Consider the following 23718-nt stretch of genomic DNA (forward strand, 5'->3'; position numbering starts at 1 on the left):
CGTGCGGGGTCGCGGCCGTCACGGCGCGGCCCCGCAGGTCCCGGCCTCGGCCCGTACCGGCGGTCTCAGCCCTCCAGGGCGGTGACCGCGAGCACCACGCACGCGGCGGTCCACGCGAGCGGCGCCACCGCCGCGGGGGAGCCGTCGGCCAGCACCTTCTCCGGCAGCGCGCCCATCGTGGTCCGGTGGGCGTCCAGCCAGTCCAGCCGTGCCCGCGCGTCCGCGTCGAAGCCGTTCGTGGCCGCGGTCAGGGCGTACAGCGACGTCTGGGGCGTCCACGAGATGCCGTCCTGCCGCCAGCCCGCACCCGGCGCCAGCCCACCGGCGGGCCGCGCCATGGCGTCGGCCGAGGCGAGCCACGCGTCCGTCGCGCCGGCGAGCGGCGTCGGCTGGAACGGCGGAAGGGTGAACGCGCTCGCCGCGTCCGCCACCGCCCCGTCCGCGTACCGGCCGTACGCCGTCGCGTCGCCGAACTCCCGCTCCACCGCCGCACGCGTCCGCACCGCCGCGTCCCGGGCGTCCGCGGCCGCCGCGTCGTCCCGCAGCAGGGTGAGCACCGCGCCGGCCGACTCCAGGCCCGCGAGCAGCGGCGCGACGGTGCCGAGCGTCAGCTCCCGCTCGGGGCGCTCCCAGTAGTCCGGGGAGGCCGCCGGCAGGCCGTCGCCGGCGACGAGCGCGACGGCGCCGTCGGCCGCGCGCCGGATCATCGGGGCCAGGTGCTCGGCGGTCGCGAGCTCCTCCTCGGGTCCCGCGGCGGCCACGACCTCGGCCGCGGCCCACAGCACCCAGCCGGTCCCGTCCGTCTGCGCGGCGCGGTCGTCCGGCACGCCGCCCGACCCGTCCGCCAGGTAGCGCGCCTGGAACGACCCGTCCGCGGCCTGCACGCCGGCCAGGAAGTCCAGGATCTCCAGCGCGTCGTCGAGGTGCCCCGTGCGGGCGAGCGCGACGGCGACGAACGAGGCGTCGCGCGGCCACACGTAGCGCCAGTGCGGCGTCCACGCGGCCACGGCGGCCCCGTCGTCCAGCACCAGCGTCCGCAGGTCCAGCAGCGCGTCGGCCACCAGGTCCGCGTACGGGCCGCCGGCCCCGGGCACGGTGCCGGCCGCCAGCCAGGCGCGCTGCTCCTCGGCGAGCCGGTCGTCCGCGGTGCTGCCGGGGTCGTCCACGACGCGCGTGCCGGCGTGCAGGACCGGGGTCGTGCCGGCCGGGACCGACTCCGGGCCGTCGGGGGTGGCGACGACGCCCTCGGCGTACAGGTCGATGGTCGCGGTCGCGGGTCCCGTCGCACCCCAGGCGATCAGCCCGCCGGCGACCACGACGAGCGTGGCGGCGACGGCAGCGGTGCGGGCGGACATCCCGGCAGGCTAGCGGGCCGGGCTGGGCGCGCCCGGTCGGCGGGACCCCGCGCGCGTTCGCCGGGAGTGGAGCGTCTTGCACTCACCCAGGTCGAGTGCTAACCATGGACTTAGCACTCTCGGGTCGAGAGTGACAGAATGAGAAGCGAGGCCGATCCGGTGAGGTCCGCCGCACGACGGGACATGACCGTCGCAGCGGCGCGGCCGTCCGTCGCGGGCACCGACCGGCCGAACCACGAGCCACAGTGAAGGATCGATAGCCCCATGGCCAAGATCATTGCCTTCAACGAGGAGGCCCGTCGCGGCATCGAGCGTGGACTCAACGTCCTCGCCGACACCGTCAAGGTCACCCTGGGCCCCAAGGGCCGCAACGTCGTCCTGGACAAGAAGTGGGGCGCCCCCACGATCACCAACGACGGCGTCTCCATCGCCAAGGAGATCGACCTCGAGGACCCGTTCGAGAAGATCGGCGCGGAGCTCGTCAAGGAGGTCGCCAAGAAGACGGACGACGTCGCGGGTGACGGCACCACCACCGCCACCGTGCTCGCCCAGGCGCTCGTGCGCGAGGGCCTGCGCAACGTCGCCGCCGGCGCCAACCCCATCGCCCTCAAGCGCGGCATCGAGAAGGCCGTCGAGGCCGTCACCGCCGCCCTGCTCGAGCAGGCGAAGGAGATCGAGACCAAGGAGCAGATCGCCGCCACCGCGTCGATCTCCGCCGGCGACACCGCGATCGGCGAGCTCATCGCCGAGGCGCTGGACAAGGTCGGCAAGGAGGGCGTCATCACGGTCGAGGAGTCCAACGCCCTCGGCCTGGAGCTCGAGCTCACGGAGGGCATGCGCTTCGACAAGGGCTTCCTGTCGGCGTACTTCGTGACCGACCCGGAGCGCCAGGAGGCCGTCCTCGAGGACGCCTACGTGCTGCTCGTCGAGTCGAAGATCTCGAACGTCAAGGACCTGCTGCCGCTGCTGGAGAAGGTCATCCAGTCGGGCAAGCCGCTGTTCATCGTCGCCGAGGACGTCGAGGGCGAGGCCCTGGCCACGCTCGTCGTCAACAAGATCCGCGGCACCTTCAAGTCGGTCTCCGTCAAGGCGCCCGGCTTCGGCGACCGCCGCAAGGCGATGCTGCAGGACATGGCGATCCTCACCGGTGGCCAGGTCGTGTCCGAGACCGTCGGTCTGAAGCTCGACACCGTGGGCCTCGAGGTCCTCGGCCAGGCGCGCAAGATCGTCGTCACCAAGGACGAGACCACCATCGTCGAGGGCTCCGGCGACGCCGCCCAGATCCAGGGCCGCGTCAACCAGATCCGCGCCGAGATCGAGAACTCGGACTCGGACTACGACCGCGAGAAGCTCCAGGAGCGCCTCGCCAAGCTGGCCGGCGGCGTCGCCGTCATCAAGGCCGGCGCGGCGACCGAGGTCGAGCTCAAGGAGCGCAAGCACCGCATCGAGGACGCCGTGCGCAACGCCAAGGCGGCCGTCGAGGAGGGCATCGTCGCCGGTGGTGGCGTGGCCCTCATCCAGGCCGGCGAGAAGGCCTTCGCGACGCTCGAGCTCGAGGGCGACGAGGCGACCGGTGCGCAGATCGTGCGCATCGCGATCGACGCGCCGCTGAAGCAGATCGCCATCAACGCCGGCCTCGAGGGCGGCGTCGTGGCGGAGAAGGTCCGCAACCTCCCGTCCGGTCACGGCCTGAACGCCGCGACCGGCGTGTACGAGGACCTGCTGGCCGCCGGCGTCAACGACCCGGTCAAGGTCACCCGCTCCGCGCTGCAGAACGCGTCGTCCATCGCGGCGCTGTTCCTCACCACGGAGGCGGTCGTCGCCGACAAGCCCGAGAAGGCCGCTCCGGCCGGCCCGGGTGCCGACGGCGGCATGGGCGGCATGGACTTCTGATCCAGCCGCGCGCGGGGCGCTGAGCCCCGCACCCGCACGACGACGGGCCGGACACCCCAGGGTGTCCGGCCCGTCGTCGTCCCGGGACGCCGCGCCCGCGCCGCTGCCCGGGACGGCGCTCGCGGGGTGCCTCCGTCGAGATGGCAGCTCGCGCCGGCCGCTCCGGGCGCGCGCACAGGCGCGGAGTGTCGTCTCGGCAACCCGACCCGACCCGACCCGGCGCGAGGCCGTGCGGGGGCAGGGGGTCAGTGGTGGCGGGGGCGGGCGTGGGCCGGGATCCGCAGGCCGCTCGCGCGGAGGCGGCGGATGAGGCTCGCCGGCCGTCACCGGCTCGGCGCCCAGCGCGACGAGGTCGGCGTGCCGCTCGTCGGGGACGTCGTAGTGGTCCAGGTCGAAGGCGCGGCGGGGGAGCCCGGCGCGCTCGGCGAAGGCGTGCAGCTCCGCGAGCGAGGTGTCGCTGACCAGGTGCGACCAGAACCGGCCGTGCCGGGGCCAGAGCGGCGGGTCGACGAGGACCGTCACGCCCCCGCGCCGTGCGGCAGGGGCTCGCGGTCGGCCTCGGCCGGCGCGTCGGCGTCGATCTGCGCGAGCACCTTGTCGAGCTTGTGCAGCTCGGCGCCGAGGTTCTGCCGCGCGGGCTCCTCCCAGGCGGCGCCGAGGGGGCTGACGAACAGGCTCGGCCGCTTCAGGAGCTTGTTGACGATCCGCTGCCGCGCCCGGAGGTAGTCGGCCGTCGGGATGTCCGCGTACTCCTCCCGGACGTCGTGCAGGTACGCCTTGTACCGCTGCGGCTCCGCGGCGAGCATCGCCAGGTCCGCGTCGCACAGCACGGCGCAGTCGAAGTCCGACGGGTCGGCGGCGTGCCGGACCAGCGCGATCACCAGCTGGTGCACGCGGTCGACGCTCGCGGCAGGGACGCCGAGCTCGGTGAGCTGCTCCCGCGCGAGGCGGGCGGACGCGATCTCGTCCTCGCCGCCGCGGTTGGCGTACGCGGCGACCTGCGCGGCGTCGAACACCGCGCCGTGGTACCAGGCGGCCAGGCGGACCAGGTCGGGCTCGTGGGTCTCCTCCGCGAGCTCGTCGACCCGGGCCAGCACGTCGCAGAGGTGGCGCAGGTTGTGGTAGGTCCGGCCGGTGCCGCTCCACCGCTCGAGGAGGTCGGACCCGACCTCGACGACGCGCTCGGTCGGAGCCGTGGCCCCGGCCCCCAGCGCACTGCGCTTGAACGCGGACAACAGCCACTGTGGTGCGTCGTAGACGCCCATGGAACAGCCTCACTGCATACAGACGACCCTGCTCGGACGCGCCATCGTAGCCCCAGGCGCGGACAGTTCGTGCACCCGCCCGGGGTCACCCCTCCGGGTGATCCTCCGGGCCGTCGAGCGGGTCCGGATCGCCCGCGGGGAGCGCCACGCGGATCGTCGCGCCGCCGCCCGGGGTCTCGGAGATCGCGACGTCGCCGCCGTGCGCGTCGACGATCGCGGCGACGATCGCCATGCCGAGCCCGGCGCCGCCTCCGGTGCCGTTGCCCTCGCGGGTGCGGCTCGGGTCGACCCGGTAGAACCGCTCGAACACGCGGCGCGCGTGCTCCGGGGCGATGCCCGGTCCGTGGTCGCGCACCTCGACGACGACCTGGTCGCCGAGCCGTCCGACGGCGATCTCCGCGGGGGTGCCGGCCGGCGTGTGCCGGGCGACGTTGCCGACCAGGTTCGCCAGCACCTGGCGCAGCCGCGCCTCGTCGCCGCGCACGACGGTGGCCGGCAGGTCGTCGTCCACGGCTCCCGCCGCGCCGTCGAGCGCGCCGACGCGCACCTCGCGGGCCGGGTCGATCGCCCGCAGGTCGTGGGCGGCGTCGGTGGCCAGCACCGCGAGGTCGACCGGCTCGGTGCGGCCGGGCCGGTCCTCGTCCAGCCGGGCCAGCGCGAGCAGGTCCTCGACCAGGCCGCCCATCCGGGTCGCGGACTGCTCGATGCGGCGCATCGTGTCGTCGACCTGGTCCTTCTCCGTCAGCGCGCCCATCCGGTAGAGCTCGCCGTAGCCGCGGATCGCCGCCAGCGGGGTGCGCAGCTCGTGGGAGGCGTCGGCGACGAACCGGCGCATCCGCTCCTCGGACCGGGTCCGGGCGTCGAACGCCGTCTCGATCTGGGTCAGCATGCTGTTCAGCGCGGCGCCGAGCCGGCCGACCTCGGTGGTCTCCGGGGCGGGCGGCACGCGCTGGGACAGGTCGCCGTCGGCGATCTGCGCGGCGGTGGACTCGATCTCGCGCAGACCGCGCAGCGAGCGCTTCACGGCCCAGGTCCCGACGACGACGCCGATGACGAGGATCGCGAGGGCGCTGGACCAGAGGAGGAGCGCGGCGCGGCGGACGGCGTCCTGCGCGTCGCCGAGCGGCTGCGCGAAGGTCACGTACCCGACCGTCGTGTCGTCGGCGCCGGAGGTGACCGGCACGGTGACCGCGCGCCACGAGGCGCCCCGCACGGTGCTCGGCACGGTGCGGTAGGTGACCCGGTCCAGCGTGTCGACGTCCACGGAGGGCAGACGCGGCGTGCCGTACCGGTCGAGGGTGGACCCTGTCGGGGAGATCTCCCCCGTCTCCCCGCGGATCTCGGCGCTGAGCGCGTAGTCGACCGCACCCCACACGGGCTGAGCCGAGCTCAGGCGGCCGAGGCCCTGGTCCTCGTTGTAGATCTTGACGATCGGGCCCGTGTAGGTCGCGGCCTCCTCGTTGAGCTTCTTGTCCACCTGCCCGACGAGGTACGTCGACAGCAGCGTGGTGGTCGCGAACCCGGAGATCGTCAGGCCCGTCGCCAGCAGCACGGTGGTGATGCCGACCAGGCGCGCGAGCAGCGGCGTGCGCGACCAGAGGTCCCGCACCGGGCGCAGCACGCCGTCGAGCCGGTCGACGGAGGGCTCGGTCACCGGCTCCGGGACCGGGACCTCGACGCCCTCGGTCGTCCGCGCGCTCACGACCCGCTCGGCTTGCGCAGCATGTACCCGACCCCGCGCTTGGTCTGGATCAGCGGGTCGACCCTGGAGCCGTCGGGGCGCTCGACCTGGTCGACCTTGCGGCGCAGGTAGGAGATGTACGACTCGACGATGTTCGCGTCGCCGCCCCAGTCGTACTGCCACACGTGGTCGAGGATCTGCGCCTTGGACAGCACGCGCCCGGGGTTGAGCAGCAGGTAGCGGAGCAGCTTGAACTCGGTGGGGGAGAGGTCGACGACCTGCCCGGCGCGGCGCACCTCGTGGCTGTCCTCGTCGAGCTCGAGGTCCTCGTAGCCGAGCACGCTCGCGCCGGCGACCTCGCCCGCCTGGGTGCGGCGCAGCACGGCGCGGATGCGGGCGACGACCTCCTCCAGGCTGAACGGCTTGGTGACGTAGTCGTCGCCGCCGACCGTGAGGCCGGTGATCTTGTCCGCCGTGTCGTCGCGGGCGGTGAGGAACAGCACGGGGACGTGCTGCCCCTTCTCGCGCAGCCGGCGGGTGACGGTGAAGCCGTCCATGTCCGGCAGCATCACGTCGAGCACGAGCAGGTCGGGCTGGACCTGGCGGGCGAGGCGCAGGGCGGCGCCGCCGTCGGCGGCCGCGTGCACCTCGAAGCCCGCGAACCGCAGCGACGTCGCGAGGAGCTCGCGGATGTTCGGCTCGTCGTCGACGACGAGGAGCCGTGCCTCGGGGTTCTGGGCTGCGGTGGTCACGGATCCAGTGTGCTCCCCGAGCCTGGGGAGTTCCTGGGAGCGGCCTGGTCGCCGCGCGGTCACGGTACGGTGCTGCCTCGTGAGTGCCGACTCCTCCTCCCTCCCCGTCGTCACCGTCGTCCAGCTGGACGCGACGGTGCCCCTCGACCGGTTCGCCGAGCAGCTCGACGGCGTCCGCGTCCACCTGGTCCGCGCGTACGCGGGCGAGCCGCTCGCGCCGGCGACCGGCCTCGACGGCCTGATCGTGCTGGGCGGGCAGATGTCCGCGCACGACGAGCACGAGCCGGGCATCGCCGAGACCCGCGCGCTGCTGACCGACGCGGCAGCGGCGGGCGTCCCCACGCTCGGCATCTGCCTCGGCGCGCAGCTGCTCGCGGTCGCGACCGGCGGCCGGGTCGACGTGGACGCGCCTCCCGGGCGCGAGTCCGGCGTGGTCGACGTCCGGTGGCGCCCCGAGGCCCTCACCGACCCGCTGCTCGGCGGGCTGGCGGCGGCCGCGGCGGACGGCCGCAGCACCCCGATGCCGACGATGCACTCGGACGCGATCGTGGACCTGCCGCGCGGTGGCGCCTGGCTCGCCGCGTCCCGGATGTACCCGTACCAGGCGTTCCGCGTCGGCGAGTGCGCGTGGGGCGTGCAGTTCCACCCCGAGGCGTCGCCGGCGACGATGCACGCCTGGTCGGTCGACGACGGCGACTCCGCCGAGGAGACCGCGGCCGTGGACGCGGCGGTGGCGGCGGCCGACGAGCGCGTGCGCGCCGACGGCGCGGTGCTCGCGGCGACGTTCGCGGACCTGGTCCGGGCGCGGGTCGCCCAGCGCGTCACCGCCTGACGCCTCCGGCGGGCGGCGTGCCCCCGCCGAGGTCGTCACACGTGCACGAGGTCGTCCCGCCGGACTGACGACCTCGTGCGCAGGTGACGACCTCGCGCGACGGCGCGAGCGGCCCGGCAGCGCGACGGCCCGGCACCCCGCGGGGTGCCGGGCCGTCGGCGTGCTGCGGGGGTCAGGCCTCGATCTGCGGGGTGACCGGGGTGCTGCCGAGCTGCTGCGGCTGGCCGCCGGACTTCAGCGCGGCGAGGCGGGCCTCGATCTCGATCTCCGCGCCGGAGGACTCGAGCTCCGCGAACTGCGCGTCGAGCGAGGACGCGGCGATCTCGGCCTGGCCCATCGCCATGGCCTCCTCGCGGCGCACCTTCTCCTCGAACCGGGCCAGCTCGCTGGTCGGGTCGAGCACGTTGATCGAGGAGATCGCGGTCTGCACGGTCTGCTGCGCCTGCGCCGACTTCTGCCGGGCGACGAGCGTGTCGCGGCGCTGCTTGAGCTGGCCGAGCTTGTCCTTCATCTGCGCGAGGCCGGACTTGAGCTTCTCGACCGTCTCGCGCTGCGACTCGATGAGCGGCGCGGAGTCCCGGACCTCGCCCTCGGCGCTGATCTGCTTGCCGAGCGCGACCTTGGCCAGGTTGTCGAACTTGTCGGCGTTGGCCGCGTCGCCCGCCGAGCGGTACTGGTCGGCGCGCGCGGACGCGGCGAGGGCCTTGGCGCCCCACTCGCGGGCGGCGGCGACGTCCTCGTTGTAGTCCTGCTCGGCCAGGCGCAGGTTGCCGATGGTCTGCGCGATGGCCTTCTCCGCCTCCGCGATGGAGTTGGTGTAGTCGCGCACCAGCTGGTCCAGCATCTTCTGCGGGTCCTCGGCCTGGTCGATCAGGGCGTTGATGTTCGCCCGCGCGAGCTGGGTGATCCGGCCGAAGATGCTCTGCTTCTCGGTCATCGCCTGGTGCCTCTCTCGTCTCTTGCCTCTGCCGAACATGTCCTAGAACCCGCCGCCGCGGCCCCCGCCGCCCCCGCCGCCGCCGAAGCCGCCACCGCGACCCCCGCCGCCGAAGCCGCCCCCGCCGCCGCCGAAGCCGCCGTGCGCGCCGCCGCCGCCCCAGCCGCCGCCCCCGCCGCGCAGGATCGAGTCGATGAGGATCCCGCCGAGCACCATGCCGCCGACGTTCCCGATGCCGCCGCCGGGGCCGCCCGGGCCGCCGCGGCGCTGCTGGTCGTACCAGTCGACGTCGCGCTGGGCGAGGGCCTGCGCCTCGCGGACCAGGCCGTCGGCCTGCTGCGCGGCGCCGAGGGCGCGCTCGGGGTCGGTGTCGCGCTGGTCGATCGCGGTCCGCAGCAGGCGCTGGGACTCGGCGAGCCGGGTCCGGGCCTCGGGGCCGACGGCGCCGCGCCGGGTCTCGATGTAGTCGGTGGTGCCGCGCACGGCGGAGTCGACCCGGCCGAGCGTCTGGTCGAGCAGCTGGCGGGCACGCCGCGCACGGTCCTGGGCCTCGCGCATCGGGGCGAGCGCGGCGTCGATGGCCGCCTCGGCGTCGGTGAGGGCGCGCAGGGCGGCGAGCGGGTCGCCGTCGCCGGCGCGCGCGGCCCGCCCGGCCGTGATGGCGGCCCGGGCGTCCTGGGCACGGGCGGCGACCTCCGGGTGCCGCGGGGCCAGGCGCTCGGCGTCGTCGACGTCGGCGGAGATGGACGCGACCGCGGCGTCGAGCCGGGAGCCGATGGTCGCGAGGTCCGTGCGCGCCCGGTCCACCGAGTCCAGGAGCGTGCCGACCTGGCCGAGCGCCTCCTCGGCAGCACGGGCGTACCGCACGGCGACGCCGCGGTCGCCGGCGGCCACGGCCTGCCGGCCCTGGGCGATCGCGGTGCCGACCTCGTCCAGCAGCGCGAGCGCCTGGCCGGGGTTGCCGGTGACGGACGTCAGCACGGTGGCCGGGTAGGTCGCCGCGAGCTGGGCGAGGGTGCCGCGGGCGGCCTCGACCCGCGCGCGCTGCGCCGTGGCCGCGCGCTCGTGCGCGTCGAGCGCCTCGCCCGCGCGGGACTCGATGTCGCGCAGCCGGTCGAAGCCCTCCTTCTGCGCGTCCAGCGCCGCGGACACCTGGCCGACGGTGTGCAGGATGCGGGTCGCGGTCTCGCGGACCTGCGGCTCGGTGTCGGGCACGTCGTCGTCCAGGGTCTGCCGGAGCCGGAACGCCTCGGTGACCTGCGCCTTCGCCTGGGTGAGCACACGCTCGAACTCGCCGGTGACCTCGGGCCCGAACTGCGCCTGCGCGAACCCGAGCTCCTGCTCGGAGGCCCGCAGCGCGTCGTCGATGCCCACCAGCGCGGAGGCCGACCGGCGGTCCAGCTCGGGCGTCGGGAGGGCGGCCAGCTCGCCTGCGGGCCCGCCCGGGGCCCGCCCCTGCTGCCCCGCACCGACGCGCTGCGGCATCCGGTTCCTCGACCGGCGCCAGGCCACGAAGGTGACCACGGCGATCGCGACGAGCCCGAGGACGAGCACGAAGCCGAGGACGCTGCCGCCGGAGGACGACGAGCCGCCCGACCCGGTCCCGGTGGCGGCCTCGCGGACGCCGTCCGCGGCGGTCACGGCGGCGCCCGCCCAGTCGCTGTCGCGCAGCTGGTCCTCGACGTCGGCGGCGACGTCGTCCAGCTGGTCGCTGGTCAGGCCGGGGACGGAGCCCGGCGCCAGGTAGTACTGCCGCGCCTCGGTGGCGACGGCCAGCGTGAGGTCGGAGTCGCCCAGCCCGGAGGACGTCCGCGCCGCCGTGGTCCACGCCTCGGGCGTCTGGCCGTCGAAGTCGGCGACGTACACCACGTAGAGCTGGTAGTCCGTCTCCTCGGCCAGCTGGTCGAGCGCGGCCTGCGCGGTGCTCTCCTGGCCGCCGAGCGCGCCGACCTCGTCGGTGATCTCGCTCGACAGGACGGTCGCAGGCAGCGCCTGGGGCGCGGGCGCGGCGCCCGCGAGCAGGGGCGCGCCCAGGAGGAGCGGGACGAGCAGGGGCAGACCACGCAGCGACGACGGCACCCGTTGATCCTTTCTCAGGGCGTGCACCCGTCGCAACGCAGCCGTCCCCCCAGAGGTTCCCCGCGCCCGGCGAGCCGGGCGGCCGGGTGGGCGCGGATCAGGCCGGGTCGGCCGGGGTCTCGGTCGCCTGGTCCAGGTCCTCGGCGTCGACGATCCGGTACGCGTACCCCTGCTCGGCGAGGAACCGCTGCCGGTGCTGCGCGAAGTCCTGGTCGACCGTGTCGCGGGCGATCACCGCGTAGAAGTGCGCGGTGCGGCCGTCGCCCTTCGGGCGGAGCAGCCGGCCGAGGCGCTGGGCCTCCTCCTGGCGCGAGCCGAACGACCCGGACACCTGGATGGCGACCGAGGCCTCGGGCAGGTCGATCGAGAAGTTCGCGACCTTGGACACCACGAGCGTGGTGATCTCCCCGGCGCGGAACGCGTCGAACAGCCGCTGCCGCTCGGGCACGGAGGTCGAGCCGGTGATGACGGGCGCGCCGATGTCGTCGGCGAGCTCCTCGAGCTGGTCGATGTACTGGCCGATCACCAGGGTCGGCTCGCCGGCGTGCTTGGCCACGAGGCGGCGCACCACCTGGGACTTGCCGGGCGCGCTGGCCGCGAGGCGGTACTTGTCCTCGGGCTCGGCGGTCGCGTAGAGCATCCGGTCGCGCTCGGGCAGCGTGAGGCGGACCTCGACGCAGTCGGCCGGCGCGATGTAGCCCTGGGACTCGATGTCCTTCCACGGCGCGTCGTACCGCTTGGGGCCGATCAGGCTGAACACCTCGTCCTCGCGGCCGTCCTCGCGCACCAGCGTGGCGGTCAGGCCGAGGCGGCGGCGGGCCTGCAGGTCGGCGGTCATCCGGAAGATCGGCGCCGGCAGCAGGTGCACCTCGTCGTAGACCACGAGGCCCCAGTCGCGGGCGTCGAGCAGCTCCAGGTGCGGGTACACGCCCTTCCGGCGCATCGTCAGCACCTGGTAGGTGGCGATGGTGACGGGGCGGATCTCCTTGCGGGCGCCCGAGTACTCGCCGATCTCGTCCGGGGTGAGGGACGTGCGGCGGATCAGCTCGTCGCGCCACTGCCGCGCGGACACGGTGTTGGTGACGAGGATCAGCGTGGTGGTCTTGGACCGGGCCATCGCCGCGGCTCCGACCAGCGTCTTGCCGGCGCCGCAGGGCAGGACGACGACGCCGCTGCCGCCGTGCCAGAAGCCGTCGGCGGCCTCGGCCTGGTAGGGCCGCAGCGTCCACGGGCGCGGGGCGCCGTCGGGGCCGGGGTTCGACTCGCCGGAGGTGTCGAGGTCGATCGGGTGCGCCTCGCCGTCGACGTAGCCCGCGAGGTCCTCGGCGGGCCAGCCGAGCTTCAGCAGCGCCTGCTTGAGGGTGCCGCGCTCGGAAGGGTGCACGACGACGTCGGTCGCGTCGATCCGCTCGCCGACCAGGCCGGCCGTGCGCTTGGACCGCAGCACCTCGGCGAGGACCGCGGCGTCCAGGGCGTGCAGGACCAGGCCGTGCACCGGGTGCGCCATCAGCTGGAGGCGGCCGTACCGGGACATGGTCTCGGCGACGTCGACCAGCAGGGCGTGCGGCACCGGGTAGCGCGAGTACTCGAGCAGGACGTCGACGACCTGCTCGGCGTCGTGCCCGGCGGCACGGGCGTTCCACAGGCCCAGCGGGGTCAGCCGGTAGGTGTGCACGTGCTCCGGCGCGCGCTCGAGCTCCGCGAACGGGGCGATGGCGCGGCGGCAGGCCTCCGCCTGGTCGTGGTCGACCTCGAGCAGGAGGGTCTTGTCGCTCTGGACGATCAGGGGTCCGTCGGTCATGCGGTGTCCTGTCCTGACGAGGGCTGCGGGTCGATCAGCGTGACGGCGGCGACGCGGTGCGCCGCGACCACGATCTCGGCGTCCCGGGCGGTGTCGACGACGCGTACCCGGCCGCCGTCCACCCGGACGGGCCGTACGCGGCGTCGCTCGAGGGCGCCGCGCGAGCCGACCAGGTCGAGCCACACCTCGGTGTGCCCGGCTGCCGCCTCGCGCAGCATCCCCAACGCCTCGACGGGGTCGGCTGTTCCCGTCCGGACCGGACCTGCCCGGCCGGCGCGGGCGGCCGCGGTGCCCGCGGTGACGCCGGTGGCGCGGTCGCGGAGGGTCGGGGCCGCCGGGGCCGCCGGGGCCGCCGGGGGGACCGCACCGCCCACCGCACCGCCCACGGCTCCGGTCCCGCCGGTGCCCGCCGACTCGGCGCGCGCCTCGTCCGCCCGGCGCAGCACCCCGACCAGCGCCTCCGCCCGCTCGGCCGGCGGCACGGCGCCGCGGGGGACCTCGGTCGGCCGGTAGCGGCTCGCGGCCACCCGCCGCACGGTCGGCGCGGCATGCAGCACCTGGCCGTCGGGCGTCTCGGCGACCGGGGCGAGGCCGTGCGCGCGCAGCGCGGCGAGCAGCTCGTGCAGCGGCGCCTGCGCGGCGAGCACGGTCGGCGCGAGCCGGACCAGCCCGAGCCCGGCGTGCCGCGGGTCCTCGGCGAGCCCGGCGAGCAGCGCGGGGTCCTCGGTGCGCACGTACGACGACGCCGCCCCGGTGCGCAGCCGCCCGTGCCGGCGGGCGGCGTCCCGCACGAGGTACTCCAGCGGCTGCGGCACGCCGCCGCGGGCGTGGGCGGCGAGGTCGGCCAGCAGGTCGTCGGCGGTGGTGCCGGAGTCCAGCGCGTCGCGCACGGACTCCGGGGTGAACCGGACGGTGACGGCGCCGCCGCGCGACTCGACGCGCGCGCAGGTGTCGAGCAGGGCCTCGAGGTCCTGGCTGGGCCGCCCGGGCACGATGCCGGTGAGGTCGGCCTGCAGCAGCAGGTCGTCGACGGCAGGGGGGAGCGCGGCGGCCAGCCCGGCGGCGAGACCGGCACGGGGGTCGACGTCGGTGTCGAGGAGGGCGCGCCCGGCGACGGCCAGCGCGCCGGCCCCGAGCACGCCGAGCCACCCCGCCTCGCGCAGCACGGCGTCGACGGCGTCGCGGGGCGGGACCGACCGGGGGCTGCGCCAGGCGAGGCCGTGGCGGACGCGCTCGCCGTCGGGGGCCGCGCCCGGCCCGGCCTCCGCGAGCAGCCCGACGACGGCCTGGCGCAGCCGCGGCGCCCACGGCCGGCCCAGCTCGGGGCCGAGCGCGGGGCGGACGACGCCCTTCTCGTCGCGGGTGCCGACCAGCGCGGGCCACCGCGGCGTCCCGGCCCACCACGCGGCGAGCCGCGCCCACCGGTCGGCCAGGTCCAGGGCCAGCCACTCGTCGGCGGCGGTGCTGGGCACGTAGTGCGGCGACTCGTCGCCGTCGTCCCGCACCAGCCCGCCGACGCCCGCGAGCTCGACGACGAACGCCGCCTCGGCCTCGGTGACCTCCAGAGCGACCGCAGTGCGGCGCAGGTCGCGCACGCCGAGGCCGCCGGCGCGGAGCACGGCCGGCGGGCCGGCGCCCCAGAGCCGGATCAGCCCGGCGACCAGCCGCACGGCCCGCTCCGCCGCGGCGGCGTGCTCGGCCTCCACGAGCGCGGGGTCGCGGCGCGGCAGGTCGTCGGTGGACGGCGGGGCGGCGGGCGCCCGGTGGGTGCGGCCGTCGCGCAGCGCGAGCGCGACGGTGCGCGGGAGCAGCACGTGCCGCTCGTCGGCGCGGACCAGGAGCCCCAGCCGGACCAGCTCGGTCACGGTGTCGGCGGCGGGCCCCGTGGCGGGGCGCACGCCCACGGGCGGCCCCCAGGTGAGCGCGTCCAGCACGGCCCGGCCGGCACCGGGCGCCTGCTCCAGCAGGCCCGCGACCGCCGACGGCGCGGGGTCGTGGGCAGCGGGGGCGGCGAGCCCGGCGGTACCGGGCCCGAGCAGCTCGGCGACGCCGGGAGCCGGTCGCAGGAGCGGGTCGGACGCCCGCCCGCCGACCGGGTGCAGCAGGGCGAGCCCGGTGGCGGTGGCCAGGGCCTCCCGGACGCCCGCGGCGTCCCGCCGGTCCGCACCGACCGCGGCCACGACGTCCTTCGCGCGCACGCCGGCGCCCGGCTCGGCGGCGGCGAGCAGCGCGACGACCGCCTCGACCGTCTGCAGCACGGCGGCGTCCAGGCCGGCCAGCGCGCGCTCCAGGCTGGGCCGGCTGGTCGCCCGGGCGGCGAGCGACGCCAGGGTGGCGGGGGACGGGTGCGCGAGGTCCGGGCGCCGCAGGAGCAGGCGCACCAGCTCGTCGTCCGACCTGCCGCGCAGGTGCTCGCTGAACGTGGCCATCCGCACCACGATACGTTCCGCCCGACCACCGGCGGGGGTGGAGGTCGCCGGCCGACGCCGGCGGGGTGTTCGGCGGTACGTTCGTCTGCGTGGCCGAGTGGCTGATCTGGCGAGGGCGCCGCGCGACCGGTGCCCGTGCTCCCCGCTGCGCCGCCGCACCCGCGCCGAGGTCGCCGAGGACCCGTGCGCCCCACCCCACGGAGGTCTGACATGCCGCTCGACCGCTCCGCCCTCGAGGACCTGCGCGCCGACGCCCGGGCGCTGCTGCCGGACCTCGCCACGCTCCGGCACGCGCTGCACCGCACGCCCGAGATCGGCCTGCAGCTGCCCCGCACGCAGGCCCTCGTCCTGGAGGCGATCGAGCCCCTCGGCCTCGAGGTCCGCACCGGCACCGGGCTCACCTCCGTCGTCGCGGTGCTCCGCGGCGCGCGTCCCGGGCCGGCGGTGCTGCTGCGCGGCGACATGGACGCCCTGCCGGTCACGGAGGACACCGGGGAGCCGTTCAGCAGCGAGGTGCCCGGCGTCATGCACGCTTGCGGCCACGACCTGCACGTCGCCGGGCTGGTCGGCGCCGCCCGGCTGCTCGCCGCGCGCCGGGAGGAGATCGCCGGGTCGGTCGTGCTGATGTTCCAGCCCGGTGAGGAGGGGGACCACGGCGCGCGGCTCATGATCGAGGAGGGCGTCCTCGACGCGGCGGGGGAGCGGGTCGTCGCCGCCTACGGCCTGCACGTCCTGTCCGCGCTGCTGCCGACCGGCGCCGTCACCAGCCGCCCGGGCACGCTGCTCGCGGCGGCGGACACGGTGCACGTGACGGTGCACGGGCGCGGCGGGCACGGCTCGATGCCGCACCTGGCGCTCGACCCCGTGCCGGTGGCCGCCGAGATCGTCCTCGCGCTGCAGGCGATGGTCACGCGCCAGTTCGACGTCTTCGACCCCGTCGTGGTCACCGTCGGGAAGATCGAGGCGGGCACCACGGACAACGTCATCGCCGCGGACGCCCGGATCGAGGCCACGGTCCGGACGTTCTCGGAGGCCGTGCACGCGGCGGTCCCCGAGCGGCTGGCCCGGGTGTGCGAGGGCGTCGCCGCCGCGCACGGGCTGTCGGTGACGGTCGACTACCGGCGGGGCTACCCGGTGACGTCGAACCACGCGGCGGAGGTCGACCGAGCCGCCCGCCTGACGGCCGGGCTGTTCGGCGAGCGCTCCTACGTCACCGCGACGCAGCCGCTCTCCGGCGCCGAGGACTTCTCCTACGTGCTGCAGGCGGTACCGGGCGCCTACGTCGGGGTCGGGGCCACGCTCGCGGACGCCGACCCGCGCACCGCGCCGTACAACCACTCGGCGCAGGCACGGTTCGAGGACGGGGCGCTCGCGGTCGGGCCGGCCCTCCTCGCCGCGCTCGCGCTGGACCGCCTGGCGGACGCCGGGAGCCCCGTGTCGCCCGTCTGATCAGCGGGTCCACCCGGTCGAGCGCTCAGGTCGGCCCGACCGGTGCCGATGAACACGTCGGCACGTCCGCCGGGACGTGCCGGTGCGCGCTCAGCGGAGGGACACGCATGACGGGGATCACGGCCGGGCACCTGCCCGGTGCGACGCACGAGGTGTGCGTGGCGCGCCAGGGGATCTACGACGTGCTCAGCCGCCCGATCGGGCACGAGCTGCTGTTCCGGGCGAGCGCCGACGCGGAGGCGTCGGGCGTCCGTCCCGGGATCGACGACAACCGCGCCACCGCGACGGTGATCGTCGCGACCCTGACCGAGTTCGGCGTCGAGGACCTGGCCGGCAACGGCGACCTGTTCGTCAACGTCCCGCGGTCGTTCATCGTCGACGAGCTGCCCGTCGCCCTCGACCCGCACCGCGTCGTGCTCGAGGTGCTGGAGCAGGTGCCCGCCGACGACGAGGTGGTCGCGGGGGTGGAGCGCCTGCGCCGGCTCGGGTTCGGCATCGCGCTGGACGACTTCGTGCCGGGGGACCAGCGCTGGGACCTGCTGCCGCTGTGCGACTACGTCAAGGTCGACATGTCCGACGTCGGCGACCGGCTGGCCGCGTTCGCGGACGAGCTGCGCACGGCGGCCCCGCACGCCGCGCTGGTCGCGGAGCACGTCGAGGACGAGGCCGACTTCCTCGCCGCCCAGGACGCCGGGTTCGACCTGTTCCAGGGCTACCACTTCCGCCGCCCGACGGTGCTGACCCGGCCCGCGCTCGCGCACCACGCGATGGTCGCCGGCCGGCTGCTCGTGCAGCTCGGCGACCCGCAGGTCTCCTACCGCCGGCTCGCGCGGCTCACCGCGGCCGACCCGGCGATCGCGCTCAAGGTGTTCCGCGTCGTCAACTCCGTCTCCGGTGCGGGGCGCACGGTCCGCAACCTGCACCAGGCGCTGGTCCTGCTCGGCCGCGAGCGGTTCCGGGCGATGCTGATCCTCGAGGTGCTGGCCACGGCCGGGCACCACGACGACGAGATCCCGCTGATGGCGCTCGCCCGCACGCGCGCCGCCGAGATCCTGGCGCCGCAGGACCCGCTGGAGGCGTCGACGGAGGCGCTGGTGCGCATCGTGTCCGAGCTGCTGGACGTGCCCGTCGCCGACCTCGACCCCGAGCTGCACCGCTCGCAGCCGAGCGCCCGCGTGGTCGCCGCGTGCGACGTGCTCGACGCGTACCTGGACGCCATCGCGGAGGAGCACGCCCCGGCGATCCGCTCGCCCTACTCGGCGCTGCACGTCTCGCTCGTCTACCTCACCGCGCTGCGCGAGGCCCGGGCGCTGCTCGCCACCGTCTACCAGCCGGTGCCGCGGCTGCAGGCGGTCCCGGGCGGCGACGGGGTGGAGGGCGACGTCGCGTACGGGTGAGTCGCGGGACCGGTAACCTGGTGACGTGCGGGCCGACGCCGGTCCGCACGCCCTGCACGCCAGGGGCGACCGACGGCAGACCGACGACAGACACGGGGAACGCAGTGCCCACCGGCAAGGTCAAGTGGTACGACACCGATCGCGGGTTCGGCTTCATCGCCGCCGACGACGGCACCGAGGTGTTCCTGCACGCGTCCGCCCTGCCCGCGGGCATCGGCGCCCCCAAGCCCGGCACCCGGGTGGACTTCGGCGTGGCCGACGGCCGCCGCGGCCCGCAGGCGCTGGCCGTCAAGCTGCTCGACCCGGTGCCCTCGGTCGCCGCGGTCACGCGCAAGCCGGTGGACGACATGGCGGTCATCGTCGAGGACCTGATCAAGGTGCTCGACCGGGTCGGCAACGACCTGCGCCGCGGCCGCCGTCCCGAGAAGTCCCGCGCCGAGCAGGTCGCCACCCTGCTGCGCGCCGTCGCCGACGACCTCGAGGCCTGAGATGGCTGCCGCGACCCAGGACGCCGTCCTCGCCGGTGCCGTCGACCTCGCCCGCGAGGCCGCCCTCGAGCTGGCCGAGCACCCCGCCGACGTCGGCGAGCACCTCGGGTACACCGTGGACGGGGACCGCCTCGTCTCCCACCGGTTCGCCTGCACGATGAAGGGCTACCGCGGCTGGGTCTGGACGGTCACGCTGTCCCGGGTGCCGCGCGCCCGGAAGGCGACCGTGTGCGAGGCCGTGCTCCTGCCCGGCGACGACGCGATCCTGGCGCCCGCCTGGCTGCCGTGGGACGAGCGCCTGCGCCCCGGCGACCTGGGCCCCGGCGACGTGCTGCCGTTCAAGGCCGACGACCCCCGCCTCGAGCCGGGCTGGACGCCCACCGGCGACCCCGAGCTGGACGAGGTCGCGATCGGCGAGCTCGCGCTGGCCCGCAACCGCGTGCTGTCGCCCCTGGGCATCTCCGAGGCCGCCGAGCGCTGGTACCGCGGCAAGCAGGGCCCGACGAGCGCCGGCTCCATCGCGTCCGCGCAGTCCTGCATGACGTGCGGGTTCCTCGTGCCGCTGCAGGGGTCGCTCGGCACGGTGTTCGGCGTGTGCGTCAACGAGTGGTCGCCCGACGACGGCAAGGTCGTCGCCCTGGAGCACGGCTGCGGCGCGCACTCCGAGACCGACGTCGAGGACCGGCCGTCCGAGTGGCCGGACGTGCCCGTGGCCTCCGACCTCGTGGTCGAGCCGACGGCGCCGGTCCGCCAGGTGGACGTCGCCGAGCCCGCCGTCGTCGAGCCGGTCGTCGTGGAGCACGCCGCCGACGAGGTGACGGTCGAGACCACGACGCTGGACGTCGAGGTCACCATCGAGCCCGCCGGCGAACCGGCACCCGAGCAGCCCGGCGAGCAGCCGGAGCCGTGACCGCCGACGTCCACGGCACGCGCGCGCTGCGCGAGCGGGTGCTGGGGACGTGGCGGGCCGATCCCGCGCGGCTGCGCGAGGACGCCAACACCGAGGAGGACCACGCCCGCGGGTACTACCGCGACCGCGTGGTCGTCGAGCTCGCGCAGAACGCCGCCGACGCGGCCGTGCGCGCGGGCGTGCCCGGGCGGCTGCTGCTCCGCCTGACCGCGGGCGACGGCTCCGGGGCCGGCTCCGGGGGCGGCGTGCTGCTCGCCGCGAACACCGGTGCGCCGCTGGACGCCGCGGGCGTCGCGTCGATGGCCGCGATGCGGGCGTCGTCGTCGCGCGACTGGCAGGGCCTGCCCGCCGCCGGGAGCGGGTCGTCCGGCCTGGCGCTGGTCGGCCGGTTCGGCGTCGGGTTCTCGGCGGTGCGGGCCGTCGCCGACGACGTGCGGGTGCTGTCGACGTCGGGCTCGGTGCGGTTCTCGCTGGCCGACGCCCGGGCCGAGCTGGCCCTCGCCGCGGCCGACGCGCCGCGGCTCGCGGACGAGGTCGCCCGGCGGGAGGGTTCGCTGCCCGCCCTGCGGCTGCCCTACCCCGTGGGCGAGGACGCGGGCCGCCCGCCCGAGGGCTACGACACCGCGGTGGTGCTCGACCTGCGGGACGACGTCGCGCTCGACGCGGTGCGCGCGATGCTGGCCGAGGTCGGGGACCCGCTGCTGCTCGCCCTGCCCGGGTTGACCGAGGTCGTCGTCGAGGACGAGACCACCGGGCGGCGCCGTCGGGTGGCCGACGTCGACCGGCGCTGGCGGCGGCTCACGGTCGAGGGCGAGCTCGACCCGGCGCTGGTCGCGGACCGGCCGGTCGAGGAGCGGGCGCGTCGCCGGTGGCGGGTCACGTGGGCCCTGCCGGTCGACGGCGCCGGCGTGCCGCCGTGGGACCGGGTCCTGCACGCCCCGACGCCGACCGACGACGCGCTGGACCTGCCGGCGCTGCTCGTCGCCACGGTCCCGCTGGACCCCACCCGCCGGCACGTCGCGCGCGGCCGGGCCACGGACGCGCTGCTCGACGTCGTCGCGGAGGCCTACGCGCGGCTGGCCGCCGCCTGCGCGGCCGACGGCGAGGACGCCCTGCGCCTGGTCCCGGGTGGGCTGCCGGCGAGCGACGTCGACGCCGCACTGCGCGGGCGGGTCGTCGCCGTGCTCGGCCGGACGCCGCTGCTGGTGCCCGCGGCGCCCGGGGTGGCGGACGGGCCGGCCGGCGCTGGAGACGGTCCCGTGCTGGTCGAGCCGCACCGCGCGGTCGCCCTGGCGGGCCCGTCGGCAGCGGACCTGACCCGGGCCCTGGCGCCGTTCTTCGCCGGCCTGGCGGTGCTGCCCGCGGGCGGGCTGCCGGCGGCCCGCGCGCTCGGCGTGGAGGTCCGCGAGGTGGGCGAGGTCGTCGACGAGCTGCCCGCCGCGTCGGGGCTCCCGCCGGAGCGCTGGCGGGCGCTGTACGCCGCGCTCGCGCCGGCCGTCGCCGACCCCCTCGTGCGCGAGCAGCTCGCGGGGCTGCCCGTGCCGCTGGCCGACGGCCGGGTGGTGCGCGGTGCGCGCGGGCTGCTGCTGCCCGTCGCCGGCGCTCTCGACCCGTCCGGCCCGGTGGCCCGGTCGCTCGCGACGCTGGGCCGCTGGGGCGTCCGGCTGGTGCACCCGGCGGCGGCGCACGACGTCCTGGAGCGACTCGGCGCGACGCCGGCCGACCCGGCCGCGCTCCTCGCGCACCCCGGCGTGCGGCAGGCCGTCCTCGACCAGGCGGACGAGGACGACCTCGAGCTCGCGGAGCAGGTCAGCGACGCCGTGCTGACCCTGGTGCGGGCCGCGCTGGCCGATGACGGCAGCGCCCCCGACGACGCGCCGGTGCCCGCCGCGCGGGCGGTGCTCGGGCTGCTGACCCTGCGCGCCGACGACGACGAGCCCACGCCGGCGCACGGCCTGGTGCTGCCCGGGTCGGCCGCCGAGCAGCTGCTGGACCCGCGGGTGCTGGCCCCGGTCGACGACGCTGCCGTCGAGCGCTGGGGCGCCGACACCCTGGCCGCCGTCGGCGTCCGTCGCGACCTGGTGCCGCTGCTGCTCACCGACGTCGTGGCCGGCGTGGACGACCTCGGGCTCGACGACGACACCGACCTGGTCACCGACGCCCTCGACGGCTGGGACGAGTACGTCGCCGCCGTGGCCGCGCTGGTGGGCGAGGGCGAGACGCTCGCCGAGGTGGTCGCCGTCGCCGACCTCGACGCCGTCGACCCCGGTGCCTGGCCGGCCGTGCTCGCGCGCCTCACGGAGCCCGGGCCGCTGCGTGGCGCCCTGCTGGACCCCGTGCGCGCCGGCGCGGCGACGGCACCCGGCTACACCGCGTGGTGGCTGCGGCACCGGTCCGGCCTGGACCTGGAGGCGCCGTTCGCGGTCGCCGGCGCCGAGCCCGCCGTGGCGCGGCTGCTCCCCGGCGCCCCGCCGGAGGTCGCCGGGCTCGACCCCGTGGCGCAGGCGGCGCTCGGCGGCGTCGACCGGCTCGCCGCCGTGCCGGCCGCCGAGTGGAACCGCCTGCTGCGCGCGGCCGCCGCGGTCGGCGGGCCCGTCGACCTCCCGCTCGCCGCGGCCGTCTGGTCCGCGTGGACCGGCCTCGCCGCCGCCGGCGACGGCCTCCCGGACCTGGACGTGCTCCCGGCGCTGGTCGCGCCGGACCGCGTCGCTCTGGTGCACGCCGAGGACGCCGCCGTCGCCCCCGCACCGATGTGGTGGCAGCGCACCGACGTCGCGGCGATGGTGCCCGTCACCGGGCCGGCCGACCCGGCGGACCTCGCCGAGGCCCTCGGCCTGCCCCTGGCCGTCGACCTGGCCGACGGCCGGGTGGGCGAGGCCGACGGCGACGACGTCGGGAGCCTGGCCGGCACCCCGCCCGCCGTGCGGCCGCTGCTGCCCGACGCGCCGGCCACCTGGGTCGAGCACGAGACGCTGCGCGTCGACGGCGTGCCCGTGGACTGGTGGGTCGAGGGCTCCGGCCCGGACGCCACGGTGCACGCCACCCACCTGGCCGGGCTGGCGCGCGGGCTCGCGCAGGCCGCCGGCGCGTGGCGGCGGCGGCACGCGGTGGAGCTGGCGCTGGTCGAGCCGGGGCGGGCCGCCGAGCTCGCCGTGGAGCAGGTCGCCGACGGCGGGGGCATGATGGGCGGTCGATGACCCGCAGCCTGATCACCTCGGCCTACCTGCCCGCGCTCCTGTACGAGACCGGCATGGGCGCCATCGTCCCCGTCGTCGCGCTGGTCGCCGCCGGCCTCGGCGCGGGCCTCGACCAGGCAGCGCTCGTGGTGGCCCTGCTCGGGATCGGCCAGATCCTCGGCGACGTGCCCGCGGGCGCGCTCGCCGCCCGGATCGGCGACCGGCGCGCGATGATCGCCGCGGCGGCGCTCGCCTGCGTCGCGCTCGCGACCTGCGCCCTGGCGCCGAACCTCGGCGTGCTGGCCGCCGGCGTCCTGGTGGTCGGCAGCGCGTCGGCGGTGTTCCACCTGGCCCGGCAGGCCTACCTGTCGGACGTCGTCCCGGTCGTGAACCGGGCCCGCGCGCTGTCGACCCTCGGCGGGATCTCGCGGATCGGCATCTTCCTCGGCCCGTTCCTCGGGGCCGCGGTGCTGCACGTCGGCGACCTGCAGGCGGTGTTCTGGCTCGCGGTCGGCACCACCGTCGCCGCGGCCGTGGTCGTCGGGCTGGCCCGCGACATCGACGACCGGCACCCCGCGGCCGACCGGGCGCGGCCCGTCGTGTCCACCGGCGAGCTGGTCCGCCGGCACCGGCGGCTGCTCGCCACCCTCGGGCTCGCGGTCGTGCTGGTCGGCGCCGTGCGGGCGACCCGGCAGGTGGTGCTCCCGCTGTGGTCCGAGCACCTCGGCTTCGCACCGGCGACCACGAGCCTGGTCTTCGGCATCTCCGGCGCCGTCGACATGCTGCTGTTCTACCCGGCGGGCAAGGTGATGGACCGCCGGGGCCGGCTGTGGGTGGCGGTGCCGTCGATGCTGGTGCTCGGCGGTGCGATCGCGGTGCTGCCGCTCACCAGCACGCTGACCGGCGTCGCCGTCGTCGCGATGGTCATGGGGTTCGGCAACGGCATCGGGTCCGGGATCCTCATGACGCTGGGCGCCGACGTCGCGCCGCCCGGGAACCGCGCGCAGTTCCTCGGCGTGTGGCGGGTGTTCCAGGACTCCGGCGCGGCGGCGGGCCCGCTGGTCGTGTCCGCCGTGGCGGCCGCGGGCAGCCTCGCCGCCGGCATCGTCACGATGGGCGCCGCCGGGGTGGTCGCGGCCGGCGCGCTCGGCCTGTGGGTGCCGCGGTGGTCCGAGCACGCGAACGGCCGGACCCGGGCCCGGGCGGCCGCGGCGCGCGCCGGCGGCTGAGGGCGACGGGCTACCGGCAGCTACCGGCAGCTACCGGCTGCTACC

Annotated in this window: 16 protein-coding genes and 1 pseudogene; 8 read left to right on the plus strand and 9 right to left on the minus strand. The window is 76.6% G+C overall.

The genetic code is table 11. From position 1 onward, the window contains the following. Nucleotides 1-65 precede the first annotated feature (65 nt). Nucleotides 66-1355, minus strand: a complete 1290-nt coding sequence (locus ACWPWW_RS13935; RefSeq protein WP_454050952.1) for a glycoside hydrolase family 15 — start codon at nt 1353-1355, stop codon at nt 66-68. A gap of 264 nt (nt 1356-1619) precedes the next feature. On the opposite strand from ACWPWW_RS13935, the gene groL reads away from it, so the two are divergent. After that, on the plus strand, nt 1620-3248 hold the full coding sequence (groL, locus tag ACWPWW_RS13940) for a chaperonin GroEL (RefSeq protein WP_454050953.1): 1629 nt from the start codon (nt 1620-1622) through the stop codon (nt 3246-3248). Between the two features lie 245 nt (nt 3249-3493). Here groL and ACWPWW_RS13945 read toward each other — a convergent pair. From ACWPWW_RS13945 to ACWPWW_RS13960, 4 genes and pseudogenes are all read right to left on the minus strand, one after another. Next, a pseudogene (locus ACWPWW_RS13945) lies at nt 3494-3770 on the minus strand (DUF4031 domain-containing protein). Beyond that, nucleotides 3767-4513 carry an HD domain-containing protein gene (locus ACWPWW_RS13950; RefSeq protein ID WP_454050954.1) on the minus strand — a complete coding sequence of 249 codons (747 nt, stop codon included), beginning with the start codon at nt 4511-4513 and terminating at the stop codon, nt 3767-3769. The pseudogene ACWPWW_RS13945 and the gene ACWPWW_RS13950 overlap by 4 nt, the downstream one beginning before the upstream one ends. Before the next feature lie 85 nt (nt 4514-4598). Then, complete coding sequence (locus ACWPWW_RS13955) at nt 4599-6215, minus strand: ATP-binding protein (RefSeq protein ID WP_454050955.1); 1617 nt, start codon at nt 6213-6215, stop codon at nt 4599-4601. Further along, on the minus strand, nt 6212-6946 hold the full coding sequence (locus ACWPWW_RS13960; protein WP_454050956.1) for a response regulator transcription factor: 735 nt from the start codon (nt 6944-6946) through the stop codon (nt 6212-6214). Before ACWPWW_RS13960 ends, ACWPWW_RS13955 begins: the two co-directional genes overlap by 4 nt. A gap of 79 nt (nt 6947-7025) precedes the next feature. On the opposite strand from ACWPWW_RS13960, the gene ACWPWW_RS13965 reads away from it, so the two are divergent. Next, nucleotides 7026-7778: a type 1 glutamine amidotransferase gene (locus ACWPWW_RS13965; protein ID WP_454050957.1), complete on the plus strand. Its 753-nt coding sequence runs from the start codon at nt 7026-7028 to the stop codon at nt 7776-7778. A gap of 172 nt (nt 7779-7950) precedes the next feature. On the opposite strand, the gene ACWPWW_RS13970 is transcribed toward ACWPWW_RS13965, so the two are convergent. The 4 genes from ACWPWW_RS13970 to ACWPWW_RS13985 form a co-directional block, all read right to left on the minus strand. Next, nucleotides 7951-8715, minus strand: coding sequence for a PspA/IM30 family protein (locus ACWPWW_RS13970; protein ID WP_454050958.1), 765 nt, complete (start codon nt 8713-8715; stop codon nt 7951-7953). Nucleotides 8716-8757: 42 nt separating this feature from the next. Continuing rightward, nucleotides 8758-10794 (minus strand): TPM domain-containing protein, encoded by a 2037-nt coding sequence (locus ACWPWW_RS13975; protein ID WP_454050959.1) that lies wholly within the window; start codon nt 10792-10794, stop codon nt 8758-8760. Nucleotides 10795-10891: 97 nt separating this feature from the next. Next, nucleotides 10892-12595: a DNA repair helicase XPB gene (locus tag ACWPWW_RS13980; protein WP_454050960.1), complete on the minus strand. Its 1704-nt coding sequence runs from the start codon at nt 12593-12595 to the stop codon at nt 10892-10894. Beyond that, complete coding sequence (locus ACWPWW_RS13985) at nt 12592-15024, minus strand: helicase-associated domain-containing protein (RefSeq protein ID WP_454050961.1); 2433 nt, start codon at nt 15022-15024, stop codon at nt 12592-12594. Before ACWPWW_RS13985 ends, ACWPWW_RS13980 begins: the two co-directional genes overlap by 4 nt. Nucleotides 15025-15234: 210 nt before the next feature. Here ACWPWW_RS13985 and ACWPWW_RS13990 point away from each other — a divergent pair, with 210 nt between their 5' ends. The 6 genes from ACWPWW_RS13990 (at nt 15235) to ACWPWW_RS14015 (ending at nt 23673) form a co-directional block, all read left to right on the plus strand. Beyond that, on the plus strand, nt 15235-16473 hold the full coding sequence (locus ACWPWW_RS13990; protein WP_454050962.1) for a M20 metallopeptidase family protein: 1239 nt from the start codon (nt 15235-15237) through the stop codon (nt 16471-16473). A 107-nt stretch (nt 16474-16580) separates the two neighbouring features. Beyond that, nucleotides 16581-17870, plus strand: a complete 1290-nt coding sequence (locus ACWPWW_RS13995; RefSeq protein WP_454050963.1) for an EAL and HDOD domain-containing protein — start codon at nt 16581-16583, stop codon at nt 17868-17870. 104 nt (nt 17871-17974) lie between these two features. After that, a complete protein-coding gene (locus ACWPWW_RS14000) occupies nt 17975-18358 on the plus strand; it encodes a cold-shock protein (protein ID WP_454050964.1) in 384 nt (127 codons plus the stop codon). A gap of 1 nt (nt 18359) precedes the next feature. Beyond that, entirely contained in the window at nt 18360-19268 is a 909-nt protein-coding gene (locus ACWPWW_RS14005; RefSeq protein ID WP_454050965.1) for a DUF3027 domain-containing protein, read from the plus strand. Then, nucleotides 19265-22465, plus strand: coding sequence for a sacsin N-terminal ATP-binding-like domain-containing protein (locus ACWPWW_RS14010; protein WP_454050966.1), 3201 nt, complete (start codon nt 19265-19267; stop codon nt 22463-22465). Before ACWPWW_RS14005 ends, ACWPWW_RS14010 begins: the two co-directional genes overlap by 4 nt. Beyond that, nucleotides 22462-23673 (plus strand): MFS transporter, encoded by a 1212-nt coding sequence (locus ACWPWW_RS14015; protein ID WP_454050967.1) that lies wholly within the window; start codon nt 22462-22464, stop codon nt 23671-23673. The genes ACWPWW_RS14010 and ACWPWW_RS14015 overlap by 4 nt, the downstream gene beginning before the upstream one ends. Nucleotides 23674-23718 lie beyond the last annotated feature (45 nt).

This window comes from Cellulomonas sp. Marseille-Q8402 (assembly GCF_965119525.1).